This is a genomic window from Chromobacterium vaccinii (genome assembly GCF_001855275.1).
GTDB lineage: Bacteria > Pseudomonadota > Gammaproteobacteria > Burkholderiales > Chromobacteriaceae > Chromobacterium > Chromobacterium vaccinii.
Genome location: NZ_CP017707.1, coordinates 3,161,465 through 3,185,735, shown reverse-complemented (window position 1 = coordinate 3,185,735; position 24,271 = coordinate 3,161,465). Strand labels below are relative to the sequence as shown.

Here is a 24,271-nt window from a genome sequence, read left to right as displayed (position 1 = left end):
CATGCTGCATCAATCGATACCCCTGCCGCGCGACCTGCCGCGGCCGCAAGAACAGATCCTGGTCAACATCACCCCGCAGGAAACCCGCGTCGCGGTGCTGGAGGAAGGCATCGTCCAGGAACTGCACGTGGAACGCGCCGCCAGCCGCGGCATCGTCGGCAACATCTATCTGGGCCAGGTGAAGCGCGTACTGCCGGGCATGCAGAGCGCCTTCATCGAGATCGGCCTGGAGCGCGCCGCCTTCCTGCACATCGCCGACGTGCTGGAACAGCGCCAGCACCCCACCGAGCCGCAGCGCATCGAGAAGATGCTGTTTGAAGGCCAGACCGTGCTGGTGCAGGTGATCAAGGATCCGATCGGCACCAAGGGCGCGCGGCTGTCGACGCAGATCTCGCTGGCCGGCCGCTTTCTGGTGCACCTGCCGCAGGAAGAGCACATCGGCGTGTCGCAGAAGATTGAAAGCGACGCCGAGCGCCACAGCCTGAAGGCGCGGCTGGAAAAGCTGCTGCCCGCCGGCAGCCCCAGGGGCTACATCATACGCACCAGCGCCGAGACCGCCCGCGACGACGAATTGGCCGCCGACATCGAATACCTGTCCAAGCTGTGGTCCGACATCAAGCAGAAGTCGCAGACGCTGCCGGCGCAGAGCCTGCTGTACGACGACCTGCCGCTGGCGGTGCGGGTGCTGCGCGACATGGTCAGCGGCTACACCGACAAGGTGCTGGTGGACTCCAACGAGAACTACGGCCGCATGGTGGAGTTCGCCGAACAGTACGTGCAGATCGCCGTCGACAAGATCGAGCGCTACGCCGGCGAGCGGCCGCTGTTCGAGATGCACGGCATCGAGGCCGAGATCGAAAAGGCGCTGGCCCGCCGCGTCAACCTGAAGTTCGGCGGCTATCTGATCGTCGACCAGACCGAGGCGATGACGACGATAGACGTCAACACCGGCGGCTTCGTCGGCAACCGCAACTTCGACGAAACCATCTTCAAGACCAATCTGGAAGCCACCCAGGTGATCGCCCGCCAGCTGCGGCTGCGCAATCTGGGCGGCATCGTCATCGTCGATTTCATCGACATGGACAACGACGAGCACCAGGCGGCGGTGCTGGCCGAGCTGGCCAAGGCGATGGCGCGCGACCGCACCCGGGTGACGCTGAACGGCTTCACCAGCCTGGGCCTGGTGGAAATCACCCGCAAGCGCACCCGCGAGAGCCTGGCCCACATCCTGTGCGAACCCTGCCCCACCTGCCAGGGCCGCGGCGAGATCAAGACCGCGCAGACGGTGTGTTACGAGATCCAGCGCGAGATCGTGCGCGAGGCCCGGCAATACGACGCCAAGAGCTATCGCATCCTGGCGGCGCAGTCGGTGATCGACATGTTCCTGGACGAGGAGTCGCAGAGCCTGGCGATGCTGGTGGATTTCATCGGCAAGCCGGTGTCGCTGTCGGTGGAGTCCAGCTACACGCAGGAGCAGTTCGACGTGGTGTTGTTGTGATCTAACGTCCACCCGCGCGGCGTGGAGAAAGAGAACGGGCAATGGCGATGGCGCCTTGCCCGTTTTGTTTTGCGCGGCGACGATGCGCAGCCATGGGCTGTGGATAAAAGTGGACTTTGCCGGTTGCTGTGGATAAGTTGATAGGAAGGATACGCGGAAGCCTGGCATAGCATCGCGCCGCCCGACTCGATCAGCGCGGCTCCTGGACAGAATGGAGTGCATCATGCCCAGTGATTTGAATCAGAATCTAGCGCCCGGCGGGCCGGTGGATGCCGCGCAGGTTCATCGCATCGCCAAGCGCCAAAGCCTTATCCTGACGCCTGGAGGGTTCCGGCACCCTTCGCTTGTCCACCATGTCGACTGCGACCACGAAGTGCATCACAGCGCAACGTCAAAGCGCCTGCGAAACATGCACACGAACGAGTTTCGAATCCTAAAAGAAGAGATGGTGCGGCCTGGAGAGGTTCCGGCCTTTGGCCGGGGTTGGATTTGTTACACGTCTTGGATGAATGAAACGGGCTCCCCTATCACAGCCTTCAAGACAAGCTGGGAAGTACCCCCCGAGCCAACAACGCAAGGGCAGCAGACGATTTTCCTTTTCAACGGCATTGACCCGATGAACGTATCGTCCAGCATCCTGCAACCCGTGTTGCAGTGGGGACGGTCTGGCGCCGGCGGAGGGCCATTCTGGTCTATCTCGAGCTGGTATGTCGCGGGAGATGGACACGCTTATCACACAGACCTGATGCGGGTTGACGTTGGAGAGCGCCTTGTCGGACTCATCTCCCTCGCGGACAGCCAGGATGGGACATTCAGCTATGTATGCGAGTTCGAGGGCGTGGCGGGAACCAGGCTGCCGGTGCAAAACGTGCCTGAACTCAAATGGTGCAATGAGACCCTGGAGGCATACAACATTTCTCAATGCAGCGACTATCCGGCGACAAGCAAAACCACGTTTTCCGATATCTCGGTTCACACAAAAACAGGCCCCGCATCGGTAACGTGGTCTAACGCGACCATCGTCAGCGAGTGCGGCCAGGCTGCCGTGGTGAATGCCAGCGGCACGGTTGACCTCCGGTATGCCTAGCTGAAGATCAGGCCGCGAATGTCGGACGCGCCGTTTTTCTTAGCCGACAAAGAAAGCGCAGCGCAGGATCAGGGGCTTGGTTAGCGGCGCTTAGCCGCTCGAACTCAATGCAGATGGATCAGGGCATCGCCTGTTCGACAAGGAACGCACCATGAAATCAATCACCGTCATCGTCGCCGCGCTCATAGCCGCCGCAGCCAGCGCGAACAGCGTCGCCGCCAATTGCGAGCAGTAGAACAACTCGCGGGACCAGTTCTTGGTCCAGCATTGGGAAGACTTTCTCCGCAATCAAAGCAAGCTGGAGTTGATGGATTTTTATCGAGATGAGCAGGAGGTGTTGAGAGCGTGCCGGCTGGACAGCTTCTCGCGCCGGAATATCGAGAATGCCGCTCTGGCGGCGATGAATTTGATTGATAAGGCAGACAGCGCCAATCCAAAGAAATGATATCTGCGATGCAATCCGCTTCGCGGATGATTGATTTTCATGGCGGGGCTGCCCGCCGAGCAGGCAAGGGGGCTGTGCGGGTAGGGTGCGTCCCCCCGCAGGGGCGACGCGCCCTACGGATTATCCCCTTCCAAGCGCTTCCACCATCCTCCTCATGCTTGCCGCCACGATCAAATGATGAAACGGCGTCACCGCCGCCAGATACGTCCTCCCCAACCAATTGTGCGGCCGCACCAGCGTGCTCACCTGCAAACGGCCCGCCTGGCACTGCAAAACCACTCGGAAATCCAGATGGCGGTCGTTCTCGCCCAGCACCGCGTCGCGCTCGCCCAAGTGCAGCACGGCAAACACGCCCAGATGCTGGCCGACATGAAAAGGCTCAACGGAAGAAGAGGCTGTCTGGGCGGTTTTCAGGCCCAGCGGCGATACCAGCCGGTCGCGCAGCCACATCAGCGCGCGGGCCCAGGGCGGCATCGCCGCGGAGAAGGCGCGCAGCAGGCTGGCGGCGTCGGCCGCCGGCGCGCCGGACTGCAGCGGCCGGCTGCGGCAATCCTGCCAGGGATAGCGGCTGGCGGCGTCGGCCAGCAGCGGGATGGCGGAAAAATCAGGCTGGATGGTCATCGGTGTCTCCCTGGGAACGATGCTTGCCGCTTGGTCTGGCAGGGTCCGGCGCGCGGGCCGGGCTGCGGCGGAAAGGTCATGCGGATCGGCGCGAAATAGACTGTCGTCATTGTGTCGCCGCCGCGGCCGGCCGGTCAATCCGGGCGGCGGATGCGAAAACGCCCCGCGCGGGCGGGGCGTTTCTCGATGCGGGACCAGCTGGCTTATACGGCCATCACCGCTTCCACTTCGTCCACCGTCTTCGGGATCGGCTCGCCCAGCACGCGGCTGCCGTCCGCGGTCACCAGCACGTTGTCCTCGATGCGGATGCCGCCGAAGTCGGCGTATTCGCGGAACTTGGCAAAGTTGATGTACTGGCTGTGGCGGCCTTCCTTCTCCCAGGCTTCGATCAGCGCCGGGATGAAGTAGACGCCCGGCTCCACAGTCAGCGCCATGCCGGCCTTCAGCGTCTTGCCCAGGCGCAGATAGCCCAGGCCGAACAGCTTGCTGCGCTCGGTGCCGTCGCCGTAGCCCACCAGGTCTTCGCCCAGCGCTTCCATGTCGTGCACGTCCATGCCGATCTGGTGCCCCAGGCCGTGCGGGAAGGCGATGGCGTAGGCGCCGGATTCGACGATGGCGTCCACGTCGCCCTGGAAGAAGCCCAGCGCGGCCATCCGCTCCACCATCACGGCGGCGGACAGCTTGTGGATGTCCTGGTATTTGACACCCGGCTTGACCGCGGCGATGGCGGCCTCCTGCATCTCCAGCACGATGTCGTACAGCTCGCGCTGGCGGGTGGAGAACTTGCCGCCCACCGGGAAGGTGCGGGTGATGTCGCTGGCGTAGCCGCCGCCGCTGGCGCAGCCGGTGTCGTTCAGCACCAGGTCGCCCTGCTGCAGCACGTGGTCGTGGTGGTGGTTGTGCAGCACTTCGCCGCGCTTGGAGAAGATGGACGGGTAGGCCAGCTGCCAGTCGTGGCGGCGCATGATGCCTTCCATGATGCCCACCACCTGGTATTCCACCACGCCGGGCTTGGCGTTCTGCATCGCGGCGATGTGCATGGCGTGGGTGACGCCCAGCGCGGCCTCCATCTCGGCGATCTCTTCCTCGCCCTTGATCTCGCGCAGCGCCACCACCGCGCGGGTCAGCTCGGGACAGAAACCCGCCTTCACCTGGGCCGGATGCGTGTCCAGCAGGCGGCCCATCTCGATCAGCGTCTCGCCGCGGTACGGCGCCAGATACCGCACCGGGCGGCCGGCGGCGCGGGCCTCGGACACCGCTTGCGCCAGCTCGGCGTACGGGCGGCTGCGCGAGAGCGATACCTTGGCGGCGCGCTCGGCCAGGGACGGCAGCGGGCCGGTCCAGACGATGTCGGCCACGTCAGGATCGTTGCCGAACAGCGTCGCCTCGCCGCTGTCGGCATCGACGACGCCGGCCAGGCCGGGCTCGTTCAGGCCGAAGAAGTAGCGGAAGCTGGAGTCCTGCACGAAGGGCAGGGTGTTGTCGTGGTAATTCATCGGCGAGTCGACGTTGCCGACGAACAGCAGCAGGCCGGACAGGCCGGACGCTTGCAGGCCGGCGCGGCGCTGGGCGTAGACGGAAGGGGCGAACATGTTTTCTCCTTTTGCCGCATGCCGGCGGGAGGCGCCGCTGCGGGTATATTCAACCGCCTAAGTTATCACGCGCGGCCCCCGCCGGCCAGCCGCCGCCTCAGCGCGCGGGCGCCTCCACGGCCTTTTCCGGCGCGGGTTTGACCGGGCTCAGCAGCCGACACAGCAGGCCGCCGGCCAGCATCGCCCACAGCGGCGCGCCCAGACCGGCGAAGCTGACGCCGGAAGCCGCCACCACGAAGGTGAGCAGCGCCGATTCCCTATGCTCGGCATCGGCCAGCGCCGCGCCCAGCGACGACGCCAGCGTGCCGAACAGCGCCAGGCCGGCCGCCGTCACCAGCAAGGGCTTGGGCAAGGCCAGCGCCAGCGCCGCCAGCGCGCCGCCCATCACGCCCATGACGATGTAGATCAGCCCGCAGAACACGCCCGCTACGTAACGGCGGCTGCGGTCCGGGTGCGCTTCCGGCCCGGTGCAGATGGCGGCGATGATGGCGGCCAGCGTCACGCCATGGCCGCCGAACGGCGCGGTGAGCATCGACGCCAGGCCCAGCGCGGTCACCGGCGAGCGCGCCGGCACCTCGTAGCCGAAGGCGCGCAGCACCGCCATGCCGGGCAGGAACTGGCTGGTCAGCGCCAGCAGCGCCAGCGGCAGGGCCAGGTTGACGAAAGCGGACCACGACCAGGCCGGCCAGGTGAACAACGGCGCGGCGACGGCATGCAAAGACGCGGCCGCCGGCGCATGCAGCTCGCCGGCGGACAAGGCCGCGCCGGCCGCGATGGCGGCCAGCAGCGCCCAACGGGGAAACCAGCGGCGGCCGATGAAGAACAGCGCCGCCATCGCCAGCACCAGGCCCAGATGGCCCGTCGCCTCGGCCACCACTTCGCCGACGAAATGAAACAGGATGCCGGCCAGCAAGGCCGCCGCCAGCGCCGGCGGGAACAGCGCCATCAGGCGGTCGAACAAGCCGCTGACGCCCACCAGCGTGACGATGGCGGCGGCGGCGAGGAAGGCGCCCACCGCCTCCGGATACGGCACGCCGGGCAGGGCGGCCAGCAGCAGCGCCGCGCCCGGCGTGCTCCAGGCGGCGATCACCGGCGTTTTCCAGCGCAGGCTCAGCCACAGGCCGGCCGCGCCGGAGCCGATGGACACCGCCCACACCCAGGACGCCAGCTGCCCCTGCGACAGCCCGGCCGACTGGGCGGCGTGGACGATGATCAGAAACGGGCCGGAAAAGCCGACCAGCAGGGCCAGAACGGCGGCCAGCAAGGCGGAGGGGGCGGCGTCGCGCCGCAAGGTTTGCCACATGGCGACTCTCCTGATGAAAACCAATGTCGCCAGCGTGCCACGGCCTGCGCGCCGCGGACTCCCACAAGCGCGCCAAACAGTTTATGCTGGACCGCATCTGTTCTATATAACAGCCATCCTCAGGAGCCCCGCATGCAGCTGACCGGCACCCCCTTCGGCGTCACCGACTGGGCGGACGTCCCCGCCGCCGAGCATCCCGGCGAACAGGGCCGCGCGTACTGGCGCAGCCGCCAGTTCCGCGACATCCGGGTGCGGATGGTGGAGTACACGGCCGGCTACCAGGCCGACCACTGGTGCGAGAAGGGCCACATCCTGCTGTGCCTGGAGGGCGAGCTGCACACCGAGCTGGACGACGGCCGCGTCTTCGTCCTCACGCCCGGCATGAGCTACCAGGTGGCGGACCGGGCCGAGGCCCATCGCTCCCGCGCGCCGCAAGGCGCCAAGCTGTTCATCGTCGACTAAGCCCATGCCGCAATACCAGGACATCGCCCGGCTGCTGCAGGCCCGTCTGGACGCCGGCGAATTCCCGCCCGGCGGCAAGCTGCCCTCGGTGCGGCAGCTGGCCGCCCACCACGGCGTCAACAGCCTGACCGCGCTGGCCGCCTACCGCTGGCTGGAGCAGAAGCAGCGGGTGGTGGCGCGGCCGCGCGCCGGCTTCTACGCCGCGCTGCCGGCCCGCGCAGACGGCCAGCCGCCCGCCCGCGCGCTGCCGTCGCCGGCCACGCTGGTGGACGTGGACAGCCGCATGTCGCAGTTGGTGGCGCTGTCGGCGTCGGACGTGGCGGTGCAGCTGCACATGGCCGAGGCCCACCACAGCCTGTATCCGGCCGCCGATCTGGCGCGGCGGCTGCAGCAGACGCTGCTGCGGCAGCCGGAGCTGATCGGCGCCTACCTGCCGGCCGCCCAGCACGAGCGGCTGTGCCTGAAGCTGCAGCAGATGGCGGCGTCCTGGCAGCTGGCGGTGCGGCCGGACGAAATCCTGTTCTGCAACGGCATCACCGAGGGCATCAGCCTGGCGCTGCGCCACCTCACCCGGCCCGGCGACACGGTGGCGGTGGAGACGCCGGTGTACTTCGGCCTGCTGCAGACGCTGGCGGCGCTGGGGCTGAAGGCGCTGGAGATTCCGTGCACGCCGGACGCCGGCCTGTCGCTGGAGGCGCTGGAGTTCGCGCTGCGCTACGGCCCGCCGGTGCGCTGTCTGGTGACGGTGACCAACTACCAGAACCCCACCGGCGCGCTGATGCCGGACGACAACAAGAAGCGGCTGCTGGCGCTGGCGCGCCGCCACGGCGTATCCATCATCGAGGACGACGTGTTCGGCGAGCTGTACTTCGGCAAGCGCCGGCCGACGCCGCTGAAAGCCTGGGACCGCGACGGCGACGTGATCTACTGCGCCTCGTTCACCAAGAGTCTGGCGCCGTCGTTCCGGCTGGGCTGGCTGTCCGGCGGCCGCCACCACGCGGCGCTGGAGCGGCTGCGCGCCAGCAGCAGCCTGGTCAGCCCGGCGCTGCTGCTGGGCACGCTGGCCGACCTGCTGGCCAGCGGCGACTACGCGCGCATCTCGCAGCGGCTGCGCGCGCGGCTGGCCGAGCAGATGGAGCGGGTGGCCGACGCGGTGCTGGCCGCCTTTCCGCGCGGCACCCGGGTGCGGCGGCCGCAGGGCGGCCTGCTGCTGTGGGTGGAGGGGCCGGAGGGCCTGGACAGCGGCCGGCTGCTGGAGGCGGCGCTGAAGGAGTCGATCAGCTTCGCGCCGGGCATGCTGTTCTCGGCCGAGCCCCGCTTCCGCCATTGCCTGCGGCTGAATTTCGGCCAGCCCTGGGATGCCGCGCAGCAAGCCGCCATCGCCCGGCTGGGCCGGCTGGCCGCCGAACAACTGAGGACCACATGATAGAAAACGGCCTGCTGATCCGTCTGGCCGAGGCGGCCGAGCTGCCGCTGCTGGCGCGGATAGAGCGCCGCGCCGCGCGGCTGTTCTCCCCCGCGGACCTGCCCTCCGCGCTGTCCGAGCACACGCTGCCGGCCGAGACCCTGAGCGCCGCCCGCGACGCCGGCCTGCTGTGGGTGGCGGACGACGCGGGCCGGGCGGTCGGCTTCGCGCTGGCGGAGATCGTCGACGGCCAGCTGCACCTGGCCGAGATGGACGTGGACCCGGACCACGCCCGCCGCGGCATCGGTTCCGCGCTGCTGCGGCACGCGCTGGCACAGGCCTGGCTGCGCGGCTGCGCCGCCGTCACCCTCACCACCTTCGTCCACCTGCCGTGGAACGCGCCGTTCTACCGCCGCCACGGCTTTATGGAATTCGAGCCGCCGGCCGGCAGCGCGCTGGCGGACCAGCTGCGCGCCGAGGCGGCGGCCGGGCTGCGCAACCGCGTCGCGATGCGGCGCGCCCAGGCATGAGGACAGGCCGATGGACAGGATAGACACGGTAGTGATCGGCGCCGGCGTGGTCGGCCTGGCCGTCGCCAAAACGCTGGCCGAGGCCGGGCGCGAGGTGGTGATCGTCGAGGCGGAGCGGGCGATAGGCCAGCACGCGTCCAGCCGCAACAGCGAGGTGATCCACGCCGGCCTGTACTACCCGGCAGGCAGCCTGAAGGCGAAGCTGTGCGTGGCCGGACGGGACGCGCTGTACCGCTATTGCGCCGAGCGCGCGGTGCCGCACCGGCGGCTGGGCAAGCTGATCGTCGCCAGCCGCCGCGGCCAGCGGGCCAGGCTGGATGCATTGGAAAAACAGGCGCGCGCCAACGGCGTGGACGACATCCGCCGGCTTAGCGCCGCCGAGGCCCGCGCGCTGGAGCCGGCGCTGGGCTGCGCCGCCGCGCTGCTGTCGCCGTCCACCGGCATCGTCGACAGCCACGCGCTGATGCTGGCGTTGCTGGGCGACGCCGAAGCCGCCGGCGCGCAGCTGGCGCTGGCATCGCCGGTGGAAGGGGGCGCGGTCACCGCCGACGGCATCGTGCTGCGCGTCGCCGGCATGGAGCTGCTGGCGGACAAGGTGGTCAACGCCGCCGGCCTGTTCGCGCCCGACCTCGCCCGCGCCATCGCCGGCCTGCCCGTCGATGCGGTTCCAAAAGCCCGCTACGCGCGCGGCGTCTATTTCTCGCTGCAGGGCCTGGCGCCGTTCTCGCGGCTGATCTACCCGCTGCCGGAAGCCGGCGGCCTGGGCAGCCACCTGACGCTGGACCTCTCCGGCCAGGCGCGCTTCGGCCCGGACGTGGAATGGGTGGACGGCGTCAACTACCACGTCGACCCGGCGCGCGCGGCCGCCTTCTACCACGCGGTGCGCGCCTGGTGGCCGCAACTGCCGGACGGCTCGCTGACGCCCGGCTACGCCGGCATCCGCGCCAAGATCGCCGGCCCCGGCGAGCCGGACGCCGACTTCGTCATCCAGGGGAGGGCGGTCCACGGCGCCAAGGGCCTGGTCAACCTGTTCGGCATCGAATCGCCGGGGCTGACCAGCTGCCTCGCCATCGCCGAGGAGGCCCGCGCCCTGCTGCTCGGCTAGCCGGGCCGGACGTTGACGGGCGCGGATGCAAATCGCTTACAATCAGCTGCAATACGCGGAGAAACAACAAGCATGCTGATTCTGAATCAACGTCAACAAGAGCTGCTGGACCTGGTCAAGCGCGAGAGCTACGTCAGCGTGGAAAAGCTGGCCGACCACTTCTCCGTCACCCGCCAGACCATACGCCGCGACATCTCGCTGCTGTCCGAACACCAGCTGCTGCAGCGCTACCACGGCGGCGCCAGCGTGCTGTCCAGCGTCGAGAACGTCGCCTATCAGGCGCGGCAGGTGCTGTGCATCGAGGAAAAGCGCCGCATCGCCGCCTGCCTGGCCCGCCACATCCCGGACAACGCGTCGCTGTTCATCAATCTGGGCACCACCACTGAGGAAGTGGCCAAGGCGCTGCACCGCCATCGCGGCCTGAGGGTGATCACCAACAACCTGCACGTGGCCGAGCAGATGTGCGACTACCCGGACTGCGAGGTGATCGTGCTGGGCGGCTCGCTCAGGAAGCGCGACCGCGGCCTGACCGGCGAGGCGACGGTGCAGATGATCCGCCAGTTCCGCGTCGACTACGGCATCATCGGCGTGTCCAGCATCGAGTCCGACGGCACGCTGCGCGACTACGACTACCGCGAAGTGCGCACCACCGAGGCCATCATCCAGCAATCGCGCCAGGTGTTCCTGGCCGCCGACCACAGCAAGTTCGACCGCCCGGCGCTGGTGGAGCTGGGCCGGCTTTCCCAGATCGCCGCGCTGTTCACCGACAAGCCGGTGCCGCCGGCCATCGCCCGCGTCATCCAGGAGTCCGGCACCCAGCTGCATCTGGCGGAATGAACGCCTGCCGACGGTTTCCGCCGCCGGCCTCCAGGCCAGAAAGACAACGGCTCCGCGGGCCGGAATACTCTGCAAGATTTTGTTAGCGCGTCTTATTCCGCTACGTGATTTTGCTATGCTGAAGCATCGATTCCTCACCAAGGCAGGTGCGCCATGCAGCCCACTCTTGGCGCGCAGGCGGGCAGCATGCTGTTCCGCGACGCTTCCGGCCGCTACTGCTCCAGCCTGGCCGGCTACCGCCTGCTGAGCGCGTTCCAACCCATCTTCTACAAGGGCGGCAGCCTGTTCGGCCACGAGGCGCTGCTGCGCGTGGTGGACGAGGGCGGCGAATGGCTGCCGCCGGACCGCTTTCTCGCCTCGCTGGCGCCGGACATGGCGCTGGAGGCCGACCGCCTGGCCCGGCTGATCCACGTGCGCAACTTCGCCCAGAGCGGCCAGGGCGGCTGCCTGTGCCTGAACCTGATGCCCGCCACCGTGCAGCAAGACCAGAGCGGCCGCACCCACCTGCCGCTGCTGAGCAGCATGCTTCAGAGCGTGGAGCTGGACAGCGGCGGCGTGATCTTCGAGCTGCCGGAATTCGAAGTGGAGCACCACGGCCAGCCGCTGCTGAACGGCATGCGCCACGCCGCGGAGATGGGCTTCGGCCTGGCGGTGGACGATTTCGGCGCGCTGCCCTCCCGCCGCGACAGGATGGGCGAGCTGAGCCCGGACATCATCAAGATCGACCGCAGCCTGCTGCTGGACCACATGGCGGGCCAGACGCAAAGGCTGCCGGCGCTGCTGGAATTCGGCTGGCAGATCGGTAGCCGGATGCTGGTGGAAGGGATAGAAACCGCCGAGCAGCTGGAAGCGATGCGCGCGCTCGGCGTCGAGCTATACCAGGGCTATCACCTGGGCAGGCCGGGCGAGCTGGCGGTGGTCCGCCAGCTGTAGCGCGCGGGGGTTTATGGGGAATCTACGAGGCTGTCTCCACGCGGTGGATTCCGGCAGCCCGTTACTTTGAACGTTAGGCGAAATCCGCAATGATGACCCCGGACGAAATCGCTGAAGATAACTGGCTTTACGAAATGCACGAGAGCATTTCCATAGAAGCTATTGAAGGTTTTACCTCCGGCCGTCTGTGCTCGTACTACCAAAAATATCCTTCCGTGGCAGAGAATGTATTTTCAATTTATCGTGAGGCAAAATCCGTTGCAGAAATGTCTCCTACTGCGGCATTACTGCTCTTCACGGCTGCTATTGAAGTCACACTTAAAAGCACAGTTCTTAAACCAGTAATCTACGGTTTGGTTCATAACGAGTCAGTGGCTGATTTGATCTCTGACCTGGCGGTTAAGAACAATGGTCTCGATCGCTTCAAAGAGGTACTATCTGCAGTCATGAGCCAGTATGGAACGGTCGACTTTAAGAACTATAAAATCTCTGGCCATACGAAGAACATTTGGGAAGAAATCGACCTTGTGCAAAAGGCTAGAAACTTAGTGGCTCATCGTGCCGAGCCCGCCAACCCTGAAATGGCTGTTCTTGCACAAGAGATTGCAACTGCGATCATCATTGATTTTCTGCAAGATGTGCTCAACAACTTGGGATTCGAGCTAGACCGGAATGGAAAAATCACCTAACCACTCCGTCAAGAGGGACTGCCCACAAGCTGTGCTTGTGTGTCTCCTTCGCGGATTCGCGGCTTCGGTCGCCTCTCACGTCAAACGTTAGGTATTTAATGAGTGACTCGACTGATCAATGGGAAAGGTTTCTAGACCCAGATGTGGTCAGGCCATCTCTCTTCTTAGCGACGATGTTTATCACCACGTTTGAGATTCTTAAGGACTCCGTCGTAGACAACATTCGCAGTTTCTACGCGAACGGGTTTAATAAACATGGACCAATAGTCGGGCTAGATTACCAATCCGAGGTTTTATCCAAGAATAAGAGCCCGCTTTATGCATCTCTTCAATGGCTACTCGAGAACAACGCCATCGATGACGAAGACTTAGTCACCTTCGAGAAACTGAAGAGTACTCGCAATCTACTCGCTCATCAGCTCTTCGCCGTGGTTACGGGGCAGGTCCAGTCTGCGCATGAAGCTCAGTTCGATGCTCTTGTAGCGCTGTTGCGCAAGATTGGCGTGTGGTGGGTCATTAACGTTGAAATTCCTACCGACCCAGACTTTGATGGGGAAGAGATTGATGAAGAGGGCATTGTTCCTGGCTCAGTACTGTCGCTGCAAATGCTTATTCATGTGGCATCTGGCAACACTGAACTGCTCGAGTATTGGCGCAAGGAGCGCATGAAGGGGAAAACAAATGCCTAACCCATCATTGCAGCCGGCACCTGTCATCATTGCGATACCCGGGCTCGATCTTATCAAGGCTGAGCGTTCAACAGTCGGGCATCGCGCCGGCATGAGTTGGCCGTGGTGCGACGCCCGGCAGATAAGGTTTTACAAAGAATAATAATAGGCCGGGTGTCACACCCTACGGCTCCATCAAACCGACACATCCGCCGGGCTGGCCTTGGCTCGCCAGCTATCGCCGCTCCGGTCCAGCCCCAGGCTGAGCAAGGCCAGCAGGGCCAGCGCCGCGCCCAGCCACAGCGGCGCGCGCAAGCCCCACCCGGCGTCCAGGCACAGGCCGCCGGCCCAGGCGCCGAACATCAGCCCCAGGTTGACCACCGCCATGTGCAGACTGTTCACCATCGGCCCCGCGCCGCCGGCGCGCACCACCCGCGCCACCATCGCCGGATTCATCGGCAAGCCGGCCAGCCCCAGCAAGCACACCCCGGCCACGGCCAGCGCCTGCCATTGCGCGCCCAACGCCAACGCCAGCATCACCAGCAGCAGCGTCAGGACGCCGCCCTGCAGCACGCGCCGGGTGTGGCAGTCGGCCAGCCGGCCGGTGACCAGATTGCCCAGCACCGTCGCCGCGCCGTAGACGCCGAACAGCAGCGGCACCATCGCCGGGGAAAAACCGCTGACGCGCAGCAACAGCGGCGCGAGATACGTGAAGGCGGCGAACACCGCGCCGATGATCAGGCCGCTGGACAGATAGGCGGCCCACAAGGCCGGCCGCGCCAGCGCCCGCCATTCCCCGCCGGCATCCTGGCCGGCGGGCTTGTCCCCGGCCGGCACCGCCGCGGCGATGCCCAGCATCGCCAGCCCCACCAGCGCCGCCACCAGCCAGAACGCCGGGCGCCAGCCCCAGTATTGATCCAGCAGCGTCGCCATCGGCAAGCCGGCCACCGAGGCCAGCATCAAACCGTTCAGCACCAGGCCGGCGGCGCGGGCGATGCGGTCCATGCCCACCAGCTCGCCGGCCAGCGCCAGGGCCACGCCGAAGAAGGCCGACTGGGCGACGCCGCAGACGATGCGCGACGCCAGCATCTGCGGATAGCCGTCAGCCGTCGCGCCGATCAGCTGGCCGGCCAGGAACACCGCCAGCAGGCCGAGCAGCGCCGGCTTCCGCCGGACCGCGCGCAGCCGCCAGGTCAGCAGCGGCCCGCCGATCACCACGCTGGCGGCGAAGGCGGACACCAGATTGCCGACCTCGGCCAGCGAGGCGCGGAAGGCCGCCGCCAGCGACGGCATCATGCCGGCCACCATGAATTCCGAAGTGGCCATCGCGAAAACGCATAGGCTGAGCAGATAGATGGCGGCGGGCCGCGGCGGCGCGCCATTGGGTTCGGGATGCGCTGTCGTCGTCGGCATGGCAAAGCTCCTGCATGGGTTGAAACCCCGATGCTAAAAGCGCGTCCATGACGGATAAATGGGTTAGCATGCCGCTCATAACGGAATTTATTTCCGCAATTCAGAGAAAACCATGGACAGAATGAGCGGAATCGAGCTGTTCGCCCAGATCGCGCGCCAGGGCAGCCTGGTGGCGGCCGGACGGCGGCTGGGCCTGTCGGCGTCGGCGGTGGGCAAGGGGCTGGCGCGGCTGGAACAGCGGCTGGGCGCGCGGCTGGTCCACCGCAGCACCCGGCGGCTGGCGCTGACCGCCGAAGGGCAGCAATACCTGGCGCGCTGCCTGCGCATCCTGGAAGAGGCGGAAGCGGCCGAACGCGAGCTGCAGCAGGGCCTGGCGGCGCCCAGCGGCCGGCTGAAGGTGGGCGTGCCGCACGAAAGCGGCCTCTTGACGCCGCATCTGGCCGACTTCATGCGCCGTTATCCGCAGGTGGCGCTGGACCTGGACTACAGCGACCGGCTGGTGGACGTGATCGGCGAGGGCTTCGACGTGGTGGTGCGCGGCGGCGAGCCCGGCGATTCCCGGCTGGCCGCGCGGCGCTTGGGCAGCTACCACATGCGGCTGCTGGCCTCGCCGGGCTATCTGGCCGAATACGGCGCGCCGCGGACCGCGCGCGATCTGCAACACCACCGCTGCCTGCATTACCGGCTGCCCCATAGCGGCAAGCTGCTGCCGTGGCCGCTGTTGGACGCCGAGGGGGAGGACGCCTCGCCGCCGGTCAGCGCCAGCTGCAACACCGGCGAGGCGCTGATCGAGCTGGCCGCGCGCGGCATGGGCATCGCCTGCCTGCCGGACTTCTCCGTCCGCCGCGAGCTGGCCGCCGGCGCGCTGGCGCAACTGGACGCGCCCGCGGTGGCGCGCAGCGGAAACATGTATCTGCTGTGGCCGGCGACGCCGGCGATGCCGCCGCGGCTGCGCGCCTTCATCGACCACATGGCCGAGCGGGTGTTCGCGCCCTGAGGCCGGCTGGCAAAACCCCCGACCCCGCGTCGCTCCTCACCGTCAAACGACGGGCGCGGCCTGCGCCGGCGCGCCTCGGCTCAGGTTCTCAGCGAGGTTTTTCCAGCGCCGCCAAGCCCAAGCGCGGCCATGAAAAATGCCGCCCGTGGGCGGCATCGATGCAGCGGCAGCGGGGCGCTTAGCCGGCGCTCAGCTGGCAGGCCTCGCGGGCCAGCGCGGTGATGCGGTCCCAGTCGCGGGCGGCGATGGCGTCGTCCGGCGTCAGCCAGCTGCCGCCGACGGCCAGCACATTGGGCAATGCCAGGTATTCCGGCGCTTTCTTGATGTCGATGCCGCCGGTCGGGCAGAAGCGCAGGTCCGGGAAGGGGCTGGCCAGCGACTTCAACAGCTTGACGCCGCCCACCGCCTCGGCCGGGAACAGCTTCAGCGTGTTGAAGCCTTCGTCCTGCGCCCACATCGCTTCCGACGGAGTGGCGATGCCGGGGATCAGCGTCAGGTTGGACGCGCGCGCGGCCGAAGCCAGCTCGCCGGAGAAGCCTGGGCTGATGCCGAACTGCGCGCCGGCGTCCACCGCCGCCTCCAGCTGGGCGCGGTTGCGCAGCGTGCCGGCGCCGACGATGGCTTCCGGCACTTCGTCGCGCATGCGGCGCATCGCCGCCAGCGCCGCCTTGGTGCGCAGCGTCACTTCCAGCACCTTGATGCCGCCGTTCACCAGCGCGCGGGCCAGGTCCACCGCCACCGCGGCGTCGTTGACGATGATCACCGGAACCACCGGGCCCTGGCGCAGTACAGACAATGCATCCATTTCCATCTCCTGTTGGCGGACGGCCAGACCACGCTGCGCCGCCCTGCTGAATATTGTGCCGCCCGCGCTCAGTTCCAGGCGGGGTGGCGGAAGCTCATCGCGCCGGCTTCGGCCTCGTCGGCGCCGTGGCGGAACACCGCGAACAGCTCGCGGCCCATGCCGTAATCGTTGTGCGACAGGTCGGCCTGCGCTTGTTCGCGCGCCGCCCACTCGGCGGCGTCCACCCGCGCGGACAGCTCGCCGGTGTGCGCGTCGACGCGGATCAAATCGCCGTCGCGGAGCTTGCCGATGGCGCCGCCGGACAGCGCTTCCGGCGACACGTGGATGGCGGCCGGCACCTTGCCGGACGCGCCGGACATGCGGCCGTCGGTGACCAGCGCCACCTTGAAGCCGCGCTCCTGCAGAATGGTCAGCGCCGGGGTCAGCTTGTGCAGCTCCGGCATGCCGTTGGCGCGCGGGCCCTGGAAGCGGATCACCGCGACGAAGTCTTTTTCCAGCTCGCCGCGCTTGAACGCCGCCAGCATGTCGTTCTGGTCGTGGAACACCACCGCCGGCGCTTCCACCACGCGGTGCTCCGGCTTCACCGCCGACACCTTGATCACCGCGCGGCCGATGTTGCCGGCCATCAGCTTCAGGCCGCCGTCGGCGGAGAAGGGGTTGGACGCCGGGCGCAGCACGCTGTCGTCGCCGCTTACCGCCGGCGCGTCGCGCCATTTCAGCTCGCCGTTGTCCAGCCACGGCTCCTGGGTGTAATGCGACAGGCCGCGGCCCATCACCGTGCCCACGTCCTCGTGCAGCAGGCCGGCGGACAGCAGCTCGCGGATCACAAAGCCCATGCCGCCGGCGGCGTGGAAGTGGTTCACGTCGGCCTTGCCGTTCGGGTACGCGCGCACCAACAGCGGAATCACCGCGGACAGCTGGTCGAAATCGTCCCAGTTGACATCGATGCCGGCGGCGCGGGCGATGGCGACGATGTGCATGGTGTGGTTGGTGGAGCCGCCGGTGGCCAGTAGGCCGACGATGGCGTTGACGATGGATTTCTCATCGATCATCTCGCCCACCGGAGTGAACTGCTCGCCCTGGGCGGCGATCTTCTTGCCCTGGACGGCGGCGGCGCGGGTCAACGCCTCGCGCAGCGCGGTGTTCGGATTGACGAAGGCGGCGCCCGGCAGGTGCAGGCCCATGATCTCCATCAGCATCTGGTTGGAATTGGCGGTGCCGTAGAAGGTACAGGTGCCGGGTCCATGGTAGGACTGGCACTCGGACTCCAGCAGCGCGTCGCGGCCGACCTTGCCCTCGGCGTACAGCTGGCGCACCTTGGCCTTCTCGTCGTTGGCGATGCCGGTGGTCATCGGGCCGGCCGGAACGAACAGCGCCGGCAGGTGGCCGAAGGTGAGGGCGCCTATCATCAGGCCCGGCACGATCTTGTCGCACACGCCCAGATACAGCGCGGCGTCGAACATCTGGTGGCTCAGCGCGACGGCGGTGCTCATCGCGATCACGTCGCGGGAAAACAGCGACAGCTCCATGCCCGGCTGGCCTTGCGTCACGCCGTCGCACATCGCCGGCACGCCGCCGGCGAACTGCGCGGTGGCGCCGGCGGACAGCGCGGCCTCCTTCAGCCAGGCCGGGAAGGCTGCCAGCGGCTGGTGGGCCGACAGCATGTCGTTGTAGGAAGATACAATCGCCAGGTTGGCCCGGTGCTCTTCCTTCAGGTGGATCTTGACGGTCTCCGGCATCGCCGCGAAGGCGTGGGCGAGGTTGGTGCACGACAGCTGGGCGCGTTCCACCCGGCCCTGCTGGGCGGCGGCGCGCACCCGCGCCAGGTAGGCGTCGCGGCGCGCGCGGCTGCGCGCGACGATGCGGTCGGTGACGGCGGACAGGGTGGGATGCAAGGCCATGATGACATTCCGTAATTGGATTTGAAACTGATAGTAGTTTTACTACACTCAAAATGCAAGGTTCGCTACGCGTCCCGCGCGGCGGCCCAAGGCGACTATCCTATTTCTTCTCAAGGATTTCCAGCGGAAATAGCCGATTTTTGAGCCAAGGCAAATGGTGTTGCAAAAGCGGCCACATCGTCTGTACCGACGTAGACAGCACGATGGCGAATGGTAATATAACTACATCTAATACACTTAACGAGATGGAAGATCAGGATGGAGACTCGTTCTACCCCTACTCCGGCCTTCGACATGGTGCTGTTCGGCGGCGCCGGCGATCTGGTGATGCGCAAGCTGCTGCCCTCATTGTACCAGGCCCATGCCGCCGGCCTGCTCAACGAGCAGGGCCGCATCCTGGCGCTGGGCCGCAAGGATCTGAGCCGCGACGACTACCTGGCTTCCGTCGAAAAGCAGTCCCGCATCCATATCAAGGCCCATTTCGACGACGCCGCCTGGCAGAGCTTCTGTAGCCGCATCGACTACCTGCGCGTCGACGCCTCCCAGGCCGCCGACTTCCCGGCGCTGGCGGCGAAGGTGGGCGACGACGCCGGCAAGGTGGTGGTGTGCTACCTGGCCACCGCGCCCAATCTGTTCGCCGGCATCTGCGAAAACCTGGCCGCCGTCGGCCTCAACCGCCCCAATGTGCGGGTGGTGCTGGAAAAGCCGCTGGGCACCGACCTCGCCTCGTCCAACGAGATCAACGACGACGTCGCCCGCTTCTTCCAGGAAGAGCAGCTGTACCGGATCGACCACTACCTGGGCAAGGAATCGGTGCAGAACCTGATGGCGATCCGCTTCGCCAACGCGCTGTTCGAGCCGCTGTGGCGCCGCGAATGGATACACGACGTGCAGATCACCATTTCCGAGGAACTGGGCGTGGGCAGCCGCGGCGATTTCTACGACGGCACCGGCGCGCTGCGCGACATGGTGCAGAACCACCTGCTGCAGCTGCTGTGCATCGTGGCGATGGAGCCGCCGGCCAACCTGGAGGCCGACGCCGTCCGCGACGAGAAGCTGAAAGTGCTGAAGGCGCTGCGCCCGTTCGCCGAGCAGGACGTCGCCGCCAAGACCGTGCGCGGCCAGTACAAGGCCGGCGCCGTGGGCGGCCAGCCGGTGGTGGGCTATCAGCAGGAGAACGGCATTCCGGCCGGCAGCCAGACCGAGACCTTCGTCGCCATCAAGGCCGAGATCGACAACTGGCGCTGGGCCGGCGTGCCCTTCTTCCTGCGCACCGGCAAGCGGATGCAGGAGCGTCTGGCCGAGATCGTCATCAATTTCCGCGACGTGCCGCACCAGGTGTTTTCCGGCCCGCTGGGCGGCAGCCACCACGCCAACCGGCTGGTGATCCGCCTGCAACCCGAGGAAAGCATCCGCCTGTACTTCCTGGCCAAGGAGCCGGGCGACACCATGCGCCTGCAGCCGACCTACCTCGACCTGGACTTCTACAAGGCGTTCAAGGTGCGCCGCGCCGACGCCTACGAGCGCCTGCTCTTGGACGTGATCCGCGGCAAGCTGGCGCTGTTCATGCGCCGCGACGAGCTGATCGAGGCCTGGCGCTGGGTGGAGCCCATCATGGACACCTGGGCCGCCAGCACCAACAACCCGCCCAAGCAGTACACCGCCGGCAGCTGGGGCCCGGCCGCGTCCAGCGCGCTGCTGTCGCGCGACGGCATCAGCTGGCACGAGGAGTGCTGACATGAACTGGCTGGAATTCCCCGACGCCGCGCAGCAGACCGACGCGCTGGCCAACAGCATCGCCGCCCGCTTGGCGGCGGCCATCGAAAGCCGCGGCCAGGCCGCGCTGGCGGTGTCCGGCGGCAAATCGCCGATCCCGCTGTTCAAGCTGTTGTCCGAGATGGCGATAGACTGGGCCCGGGTCACGGTCACCCTGGTGGACGAGCGTTTCGTCGCCCCCGACCACGCCGACAGCAATGGCGCGCTGGTGCGCGAGCACCTGCTGCAAGGCCGCGCCGCGACCGCCCGCTTCCTGCCGCTGGTGCGCGCCGTCGCCAACATCGACGCCGAAGTGGCGGCCGACAACCGCGACTTCATCGCGCCGGACGTCGCCATCCTGGGCATGGGCGAGGACGGCCACACCGCCTCGCTGTTCCCCGGCGCGCCGGAGCTGGCCGCCGGCCTGGACCCGGCCAATCCGGCGCCCTTCCTGGCGGTGACGCCGCAGACCGCGCCGCACCGCCGCGTGTCGCTGAGCTACGCCGCGCTGCTGCAATCCGGCTGCCTGATCCTGTCCATCCAGGGGGCGAAGAAGCGCGAAGTGCTGGAAGCCGCCGCCCGCGGCCCCGACGACGCGCTGCCGATCAGCCATTTCCTGGCCCAGGACAAGGTGCCGTTCGATGTCTACTGGTCTGCCTGAAGCCTGGCCGCGGCTGCTCGGCGACGTCGGCGGCAGCAACGCGCGCTTCGCGCTGGAAACCGCGCCCGGAGTGATTGAAGACATCCTGGCGCTGTCCAATGCCCGCTACCCGACGCTGCAGGACGCGCTGCGCGACTACCTGGCCCAGGCCGGCGCGCGCCGCGTCGCCCACGCCGCGATTGGCATCGCCAATCCGCTGAACGGCGACCAGGTGACGATGACCAATTGCCACTGGACGTTTTCCATCGAAGCGACGCGCCGCGCGCTGGGCCTGACCACGCTGCTGCTGCTCAACGACTTCACCGCGCTGGCGCTGGCCCTGCCCAGGCTGCCGCGCGGCGAGCTCTCGCGGATAGGCGGCGGCGCGCCGCGGCCGGATTCGCCGCTGGCGCTGATCGGCCCCGGCACCGGGCTGGGGGTGTCGGCGCTGGTGCCGCACGCCGGCGGCTGGCGCGCGCTGTCCGGCGAGGGCGGCCATACCTCGTTCGCGCCGGCCAACGAGCGCGAGATCGGCGTCTGGCGCTACGTCTCGGCCCGCTTCGGCCACGTGTCCCACGAACGGCTGCTGTCCGGCTCCGGCCTCAGCCTGCTGCACCAGGCGCTGTGCGCGCTGGACGGCGCGGCGGAGCTTGATCTGGCGCCGGCCGAAGTCAGCGCCCGCGGCCTGTCCGGCGCCGACGCGCGCTGCCGCGAAACGCTGGAAATCTTCTGCGGATTGCTAGGTTCCGCGGCCGGGAACCTGGCCTTGACCCTCGGTGCCCGTGGCGGGGTATACATAGGTGGTGGTATTGTGCCGCGTTTGAGCGGTTTTTTTGAACAATCCCCATTTCGCCGCCGTTTCGAGGACAAGGGGCGGATGTCGGCCTACCTGGCCGACATCCCGGTTTACCTGATCACCAGCGCCTATCCGGCCTTGCCGGGCGTGGCCGCCCATCTGGCGGACCACCTGGCGCCGCGCGGCCCGGCCCCGGTGGACAAGACCACCCATCCTCGCGGCGGCACCGCAGGAGACATGCATGCTTGATCGCATTCGCGGCCAGCTGGAACAGCTGTCCTCGGCCGAACGCAAGGTGGCCGATCTGGTGCTGGAGCAGCCGTACACCGTGATCCAGGCCGCCGTCGCCGAGATCGCCAGGAACGCCGGCGTCAGCCAGCCCACCGTGATCCGCTTCTGCCGCACCGTCGGCTGCTCCGGCCTGCCCGACTTCAAGCTGAAGCTGGCCGGCAGCCTGGTGACCGGCGTGCCCTACGTCCATTCCAGCGTGCGGCCGGAAGACCCGACGTCCGAGATCGTGGCCAAGGTGTTCGACAACACCGTGTCGGCGCTGCTCAAGTGCCGCAACGACGTCAATCCGCAGGCGATAGAGGCCGCGGTGCGGCTGCTGACCGACGCCAACCGCATCGAGTTCTACGGCCTGGGCAACTCCGGCATCATCGCCGCCGACGCCCAGCACAAGTTCTTCCGCTTCGGCATCCCCACCGTCGCCTATTCCGACACCCACATCCAGATGATGGCGGCGTCGGTGCTGGGCCCGGACGACGTGCTGGTGGCGATCTCCAGCTCGGGCCGCACCATGGAGCTGCTGGACGCGGTGGACGTGGCGCTGGCCTCCGGTGCCAAGGTCATCGCGCTGACCACCAGCGGCTCGCCCTTGGCGCGCCGCGCCACCGTGTCGCTGATCGCCGACACGCTGGAAGACAACGAAACCTACAGCCCGATGATTTCGCGCATCGTGCACCTGGTGCAGATCGACATCCTGACCGTCAGCGTGGCGCTGCGCCGCGGCCCGGGCCTGATCCGCCAGCTGGAAAAGACCAAGCACAGCCTGAAGAACCGCAGGCTGGACAATAAACAACAGGAATAGGACGAGACATCATGAGTGAACTGACCGAACTGCCGGCCTGGCAATCCCTGTGGGACCATTTCGCCGAGGCCAAGCACCTGCACATGCGAGACCTGTTCGCCGCCGATCCCGGCCGCGCCGAGCGCTACTCGCTGGAAGTGGGCGGACTGTTCCTCGACTATTCCAAGAACCGCATCACCGACGCCACCCTGCTGGGGCTGATGGAGCTGGCGCGCGAGGCCGGCCTGCCCGCGCGCATCAAGTCCATGTTCAAGGGCGAGAAGATCAACCGCACCGAGGACCGCGCGGTGCTGCACGTGGCGCTGCGCAACCGCACCAACTCGCCGATCCGCGTCGACGGCGCGGACGTGATGCCCAAGGTCAACTCGGTGCTGGAGCGGATGGGCAAGTTCGCCCACGCGGTGCGCTCCGGCGACTGGCTGGGCTACACCAACCAGCCGATCACCGACATCGTCAACATCGGCATCGGCGGCTCCGACCTCGGCCCGCTGATGGTCTGTAGCGCGCTGAAGCCCTTCGGCCACCCGCGGCTGAACATGCACTTCGTGTCCAACGTCGACGGCGCGCAGCTGAAGGAAACGCTGAAGAAGGTGCACCCGGAGACCACGCTGTTCGTGGTGGAGTCCAAAACCTTCACCACCCAGGAGACGCTGACCAACGCGCTGACCGCGCGCGAGTGGTTCCTGTCCCGCGCCCGCGACGAAAAGGCGGTGGCCAAGCACTTCGTCGCCGTGTCCACCAACCAGAAGGCGGTGGCGGACTTCGGCATCGACCCGGCGAACATGTTCGAATTCTGGGATTGGGTCGGCGGCCGCTACAGCCTGTGGTCTGCCATCGGCCTGCCCATCATGCTCTACCTGGGCGAAGAGAATTTCACCGAGCTGCTCAACGGCGCCCACATCATGGACCAGCACTTCATGAACGCGCCGTTCGAGCAGAACATGCCGGTGCTGCTGGCGATGATAGGCGTCTGGTACATCAACTACTACGGCGGCGGCAGCCACGTCATCGCGCCGTACGACCAGTACCTGCACCGGCTGCCGGCCTTCATCCAGCAGCTGGACATGGAGTCCAACGGCAAGAAGACCATGCTGGACGGCCAGCCGGTCGACTTTGAAACCGCGCCCATCATCTGGGGCGAGACCGGCATCAACGGCCAGCACGCCTTCTTCCAGCTGCTGCATCAGGGCACGCACATTTCGCCGATCGACCTGATCGCCTCGCTGGAAAACCGCTCCAGCCTGCCGGGCCACCACGAAATCCTGCTGGCCAACGTGTTCGCCCAAGCCGAAGCCTTCATGCGCGGCAAGACCGCCGACGAGGCGCGCGCCGAATTGGCGGAGCAGGGGCTGAAGGGCGCGGCGCTGGACGATCTGGTGCCGCACAAGGTATTCGACGGCAACCGCCCGACCAACACCCTGCTGATGAGCCGGCTGGATCCGCGCAACCTCGGCTCGCTGATCGCGCTGTACGAGCACAAGATCTTCGTCCAGGGCGTGATCTGGCACATCAACAGCTTCGACCAATGGGGGGTGGAGCTCGGCAAGCAGCTGGCCAAGACCATCCACGCCGAGCTGACCGGCAAGCTGGAGCAGGCCGAGCACGACAGCTCCACCCGCCGGCTGATCCAGCTGTACCGCAAGGTCAACGGCTGAGCCCTCCGCCGGCATCGAAAAACACCCCCGTCATCAGGCAGGGG

Annotated in this window: 23 protein-coding genes; 17 read left to right on the top strand and 6 right to left on the bottom strand. The window is 67.1% G+C overall.

Features of this window, described 5'->3' with window-relative positions; translation table 11 throughout:
• The first annotated feature begins 1 nt into the window (after position 1).
• The 3 genes from rng to BKX93_RS14790 all read left to right on the top strand — a co-directional run bounded on the left by rng (position 2) and on the right by BKX93_RS14790 (position 3,030).
• Positions 2–1,498 carry a ribonuclease G gene (gene rng, locus BKX93_RS14800; RefSeq protein ID WP_046158658.1) on the top strand — a complete coding sequence of 499 codons (1,497 nt, stop codon included), beginning with the start codon at positions 2–4 and terminating at the stop codon, positions 1,496–1,498.
• Between the two features lie 223 nt (positions 1,499–1,721).
• The gene (locus tag BKX93_RS14795; RefSeq protein WP_070980411.1) at positions 1,722–2,585 is read left to right on the top strand and encodes a hypothetical protein; all 864 of its coding nucleotides are present in this window, start codon (positions 1,722–1,724) and stop codon (positions 2,583–2,585) included.
• A 256-nt stretch (positions 2,586–2,841) separates the two neighbouring features.
• Positions 2,842–3,030, top strand: a complete 189-nt coding sequence (locus tag BKX93_RS14790; protein ID WP_046158641.1) for a hypothetical protein — start codon at positions 2,842–2,844, stop codon at positions 3,028–3,030.
• A 120-nt stretch (positions 3,031–3,150) separates the two neighbouring features.
• Here BKX93_RS14790 and BKX93_RS14785 read toward each other — a convergent pair whose 3' ends face one another.
• The 3 genes from BKX93_RS14785 to BKX93_RS14775 all read right to left on the bottom strand — a co-directional run bounded on the left by BKX93_RS14785 (position 3,151) and on the right by BKX93_RS14775 (position 6,546).
• A complete protein-coding gene (locus BKX93_RS14785) occupies positions 3,151–3,651 on the bottom strand; it encodes a DUF2867 domain-containing protein (protein WP_070980409.1) in 501 nt (166 codons plus the stop codon).
• A gap of 203 nt (positions 3,652–3,854) precedes the next feature.
• Positions 3,855–5,243 carry an aminopeptidase P family protein gene (locus BKX93_RS14780; protein ID WP_070980407.1) on the bottom strand — a complete coding sequence of 463 codons (1,389 nt, stop codon included), beginning with the start codon at positions 5,241–5,243 and terminating at the stop codon, positions 3,855–3,857.
• A gap of 97 nt (positions 5,244–5,340) precedes the next feature.
• Positions 5,341–6,546: a benzoate/H(+) symporter BenE family transporter gene (locus BKX93_RS14775; RefSeq protein ID WP_070980405.1), complete on the bottom strand. Its 1,206-nt coding sequence runs from the start codon at positions 6,544–6,546 to the stop codon at positions 5,341–5,343.
• 132 nt (positions 6,547–6,678) lie between these two features.
• Between BKX93_RS14775 and BKX93_RS14770 the strand changes: the two genes are divergently transcribed.
• The 8 genes from BKX93_RS14770 (at position 6,679) to BKX93_RS14735 (ending at position 13,196) form a co-directional block, all read left to right on the top strand.
• Positions 6,679–7,008 (top strand): DHCW motif cupin fold protein, encoded by a 330-nt coding sequence (locus BKX93_RS14770; RefSeq protein WP_070980403.1) that lies wholly within the window; start codon positions 6,679–6,681, stop codon positions 7,006–7,008.
• Between the two features lie 4 nt (positions 7,009–7,012).
• On the top strand, positions 7,013–8,434 hold the full coding sequence (locus BKX93_RS14765) for an aminotransferase-like domain-containing protein (RefSeq protein ID WP_070980401.1): 1,422 nt from the start codon (positions 7,013–7,015) through the stop codon (positions 8,432–8,434).
• Positions 8,431–8,943 (top strand): GNAT family N-acetyltransferase, encoded by a 513-nt coding sequence (locus BKX93_RS14760; RefSeq protein ID WP_070980399.1) that lies wholly within the window; start codon positions 8,431–8,433, stop codon positions 8,941–8,943. Before BKX93_RS14765 ends, BKX93_RS14760 begins: the two co-directional genes overlap by 4 nt.
• Positions 8,944–8,953: 10 nt before the next feature.
• The gene (locus BKX93_RS14755) at positions 8,954–10,048 is read left to right on the top strand and encodes an NAD(P)/FAD-dependent oxidoreductase (RefSeq protein WP_070980397.1); all 1,095 of its coding nucleotides are present in this window, start codon (positions 8,954–8,956) and stop codon (positions 10,046–10,048) included.
• Positions 10,049–10,120: 72 nt separating this feature from the next.
• Positions 10,121–10,885 carry a DeoR/GlpR family DNA-binding transcription regulator gene (locus BKX93_RS14750; RefSeq protein ID WP_046156097.1) on the top strand — a complete coding sequence of 255 codons (765 nt, stop codon included), beginning with the start codon at positions 10,121–10,123 and terminating at the stop codon, positions 10,883–10,885.
• A 153-nt stretch (positions 10,886–11,038) separates the two neighbouring features.
• Positions 11,039–11,818: an EAL domain-containing protein gene (locus BKX93_RS14745; RefSeq protein ID WP_070980396.1), complete on the top strand. Its 780-nt coding sequence runs from the start codon at positions 11,039–11,041 to the stop codon at positions 11,816–11,818.
• An 89-nt stretch (positions 11,819–11,907) separates the two neighbouring features.
• Positions 11,908–12,507, top strand: coding sequence for a hypothetical protein (locus tag BKX93_RS14740; RefSeq protein WP_070980394.1), 600 nt, complete (start codon positions 11,908–11,910; stop codon positions 12,505–12,507).
• 98 nt (positions 12,508–12,605) lie between these two features.
• Positions 12,606–13,196: a hypothetical protein gene (locus BKX93_RS14735; RefSeq protein ID WP_070980392.1), complete on the top strand. Its 591-nt coding sequence runs from the start codon at positions 12,606–12,608 to the stop codon at positions 13,194–13,196.
• Positions 13,197–13,370: 174 nt separating this feature from the next.
• Here the strand turns inward: BKX93_RS14735 and BKX93_RS14730 are convergent, their stop codons facing one another.
• Positions 13,371–14,588 (bottom strand): MFS transporter, encoded by a 1,218-nt coding sequence (locus tag BKX93_RS14730; RefSeq protein WP_070980390.1) that lies wholly within the window; start codon positions 14,586–14,588, stop codon positions 13,371–13,373.
• 112 nt (positions 14,589–14,700) lie between these two features.
• Here BKX93_RS14730 and BKX93_RS14725 point away from each other — a divergent pair, with 112 nt between their 5' ends.
• A complete protein-coding gene (locus BKX93_RS14725; protein ID WP_070980388.1) occupies positions 14,701–15,585 on the top strand; it encodes a LysR family transcriptional regulator in 885 nt (294 codons plus the stop codon).
• A gap of 178 nt (positions 15,586–15,763) precedes the next feature.
• Here the strand turns inward: BKX93_RS14725 and BKX93_RS14720 are convergent, their stop codons facing one another.
• Together BKX93_RS14720 and edd are read right to left on the bottom strand one after the other, a co-directional pair.
• Positions 15,764–16,390, bottom strand: coding sequence for a bifunctional 4-hydroxy-2-oxoglutarate aldolase/2-dehydro-3-deoxy-phosphogluconate aldolase (locus tag BKX93_RS14720; RefSeq protein ID WP_046156094.1), 627 nt, complete (start codon positions 16,388–16,390; stop codon positions 15,764–15,766).
• A gap of 68 nt (positions 16,391–16,458) precedes the next feature.
• Positions 16,459–18,291 (bottom strand): phosphogluconate dehydratase, encoded by a 1,833-nt coding sequence (gene edd / locus BKX93_RS14715; protein WP_070980386.1) that lies wholly within the window; start codon positions 18,289–18,291, stop codon positions 16,459–16,461.
• Positions 18,292–18,549: 258 nt separating this feature from the next.
• On the opposite strand from edd, the gene zwf reads away from it, so the two are divergent.
• Genes zwf through pgi form a run of 5 tightly spaced genes read left to right on the top strand, consistent with a single transcriptional unit; the run spans position 18,550 to position 24,227 of the window.
• Entirely contained in the window at positions 18,550–20,028 is a 1,479-nt protein-coding gene (zwf, locus tag BKX93_RS14710; protein ID WP_070980384.1) for a glucose-6-phosphate dehydrogenase, read from the top strand.
• Between the two features lies 1 nt (position 20,029).
• A complete protein-coding gene (gene pgl / locus BKX93_RS14705) occupies positions 20,030–20,707 on the top strand; it encodes a 6-phosphogluconolactonase (RefSeq protein ID WP_046167604.1) in 678 nt (225 codons plus the stop codon).
• A complete protein-coding gene (locus tag BKX93_RS14700; RefSeq protein ID WP_070980382.1) occupies positions 20,688–21,731 on the top strand; it encodes a glucokinase in 1,044 nt (347 codons plus the stop codon). The genes pgl and BKX93_RS14700 overlap by 20 nt, the downstream gene beginning before the upstream one ends.
• On the top strand, positions 21,724–22,572 hold the full coding sequence (gene hexR / locus BKX93_RS14695; RefSeq protein WP_046156089.1) for a transcriptional regulator HexR: 849 nt from the start codon (positions 21,724–21,726) through the stop codon (positions 22,570–22,572). The genes BKX93_RS14700 and hexR overlap by 8 nt, the downstream gene beginning before the upstream one ends.
• Before the next feature lie 11 nt (positions 22,573–22,583).
• On the top strand, positions 22,584–24,227 hold the full coding sequence (pgi, locus tag BKX93_RS14690; protein ID WP_046156088.1) for a glucose-6-phosphate isomerase: 1,644 nt from the start codon (positions 22,584–22,586) through the stop codon (positions 24,225–24,227).
• The last annotated feature ends 44 nt before the right edge of the window (positions 24,228–24,271 follow it).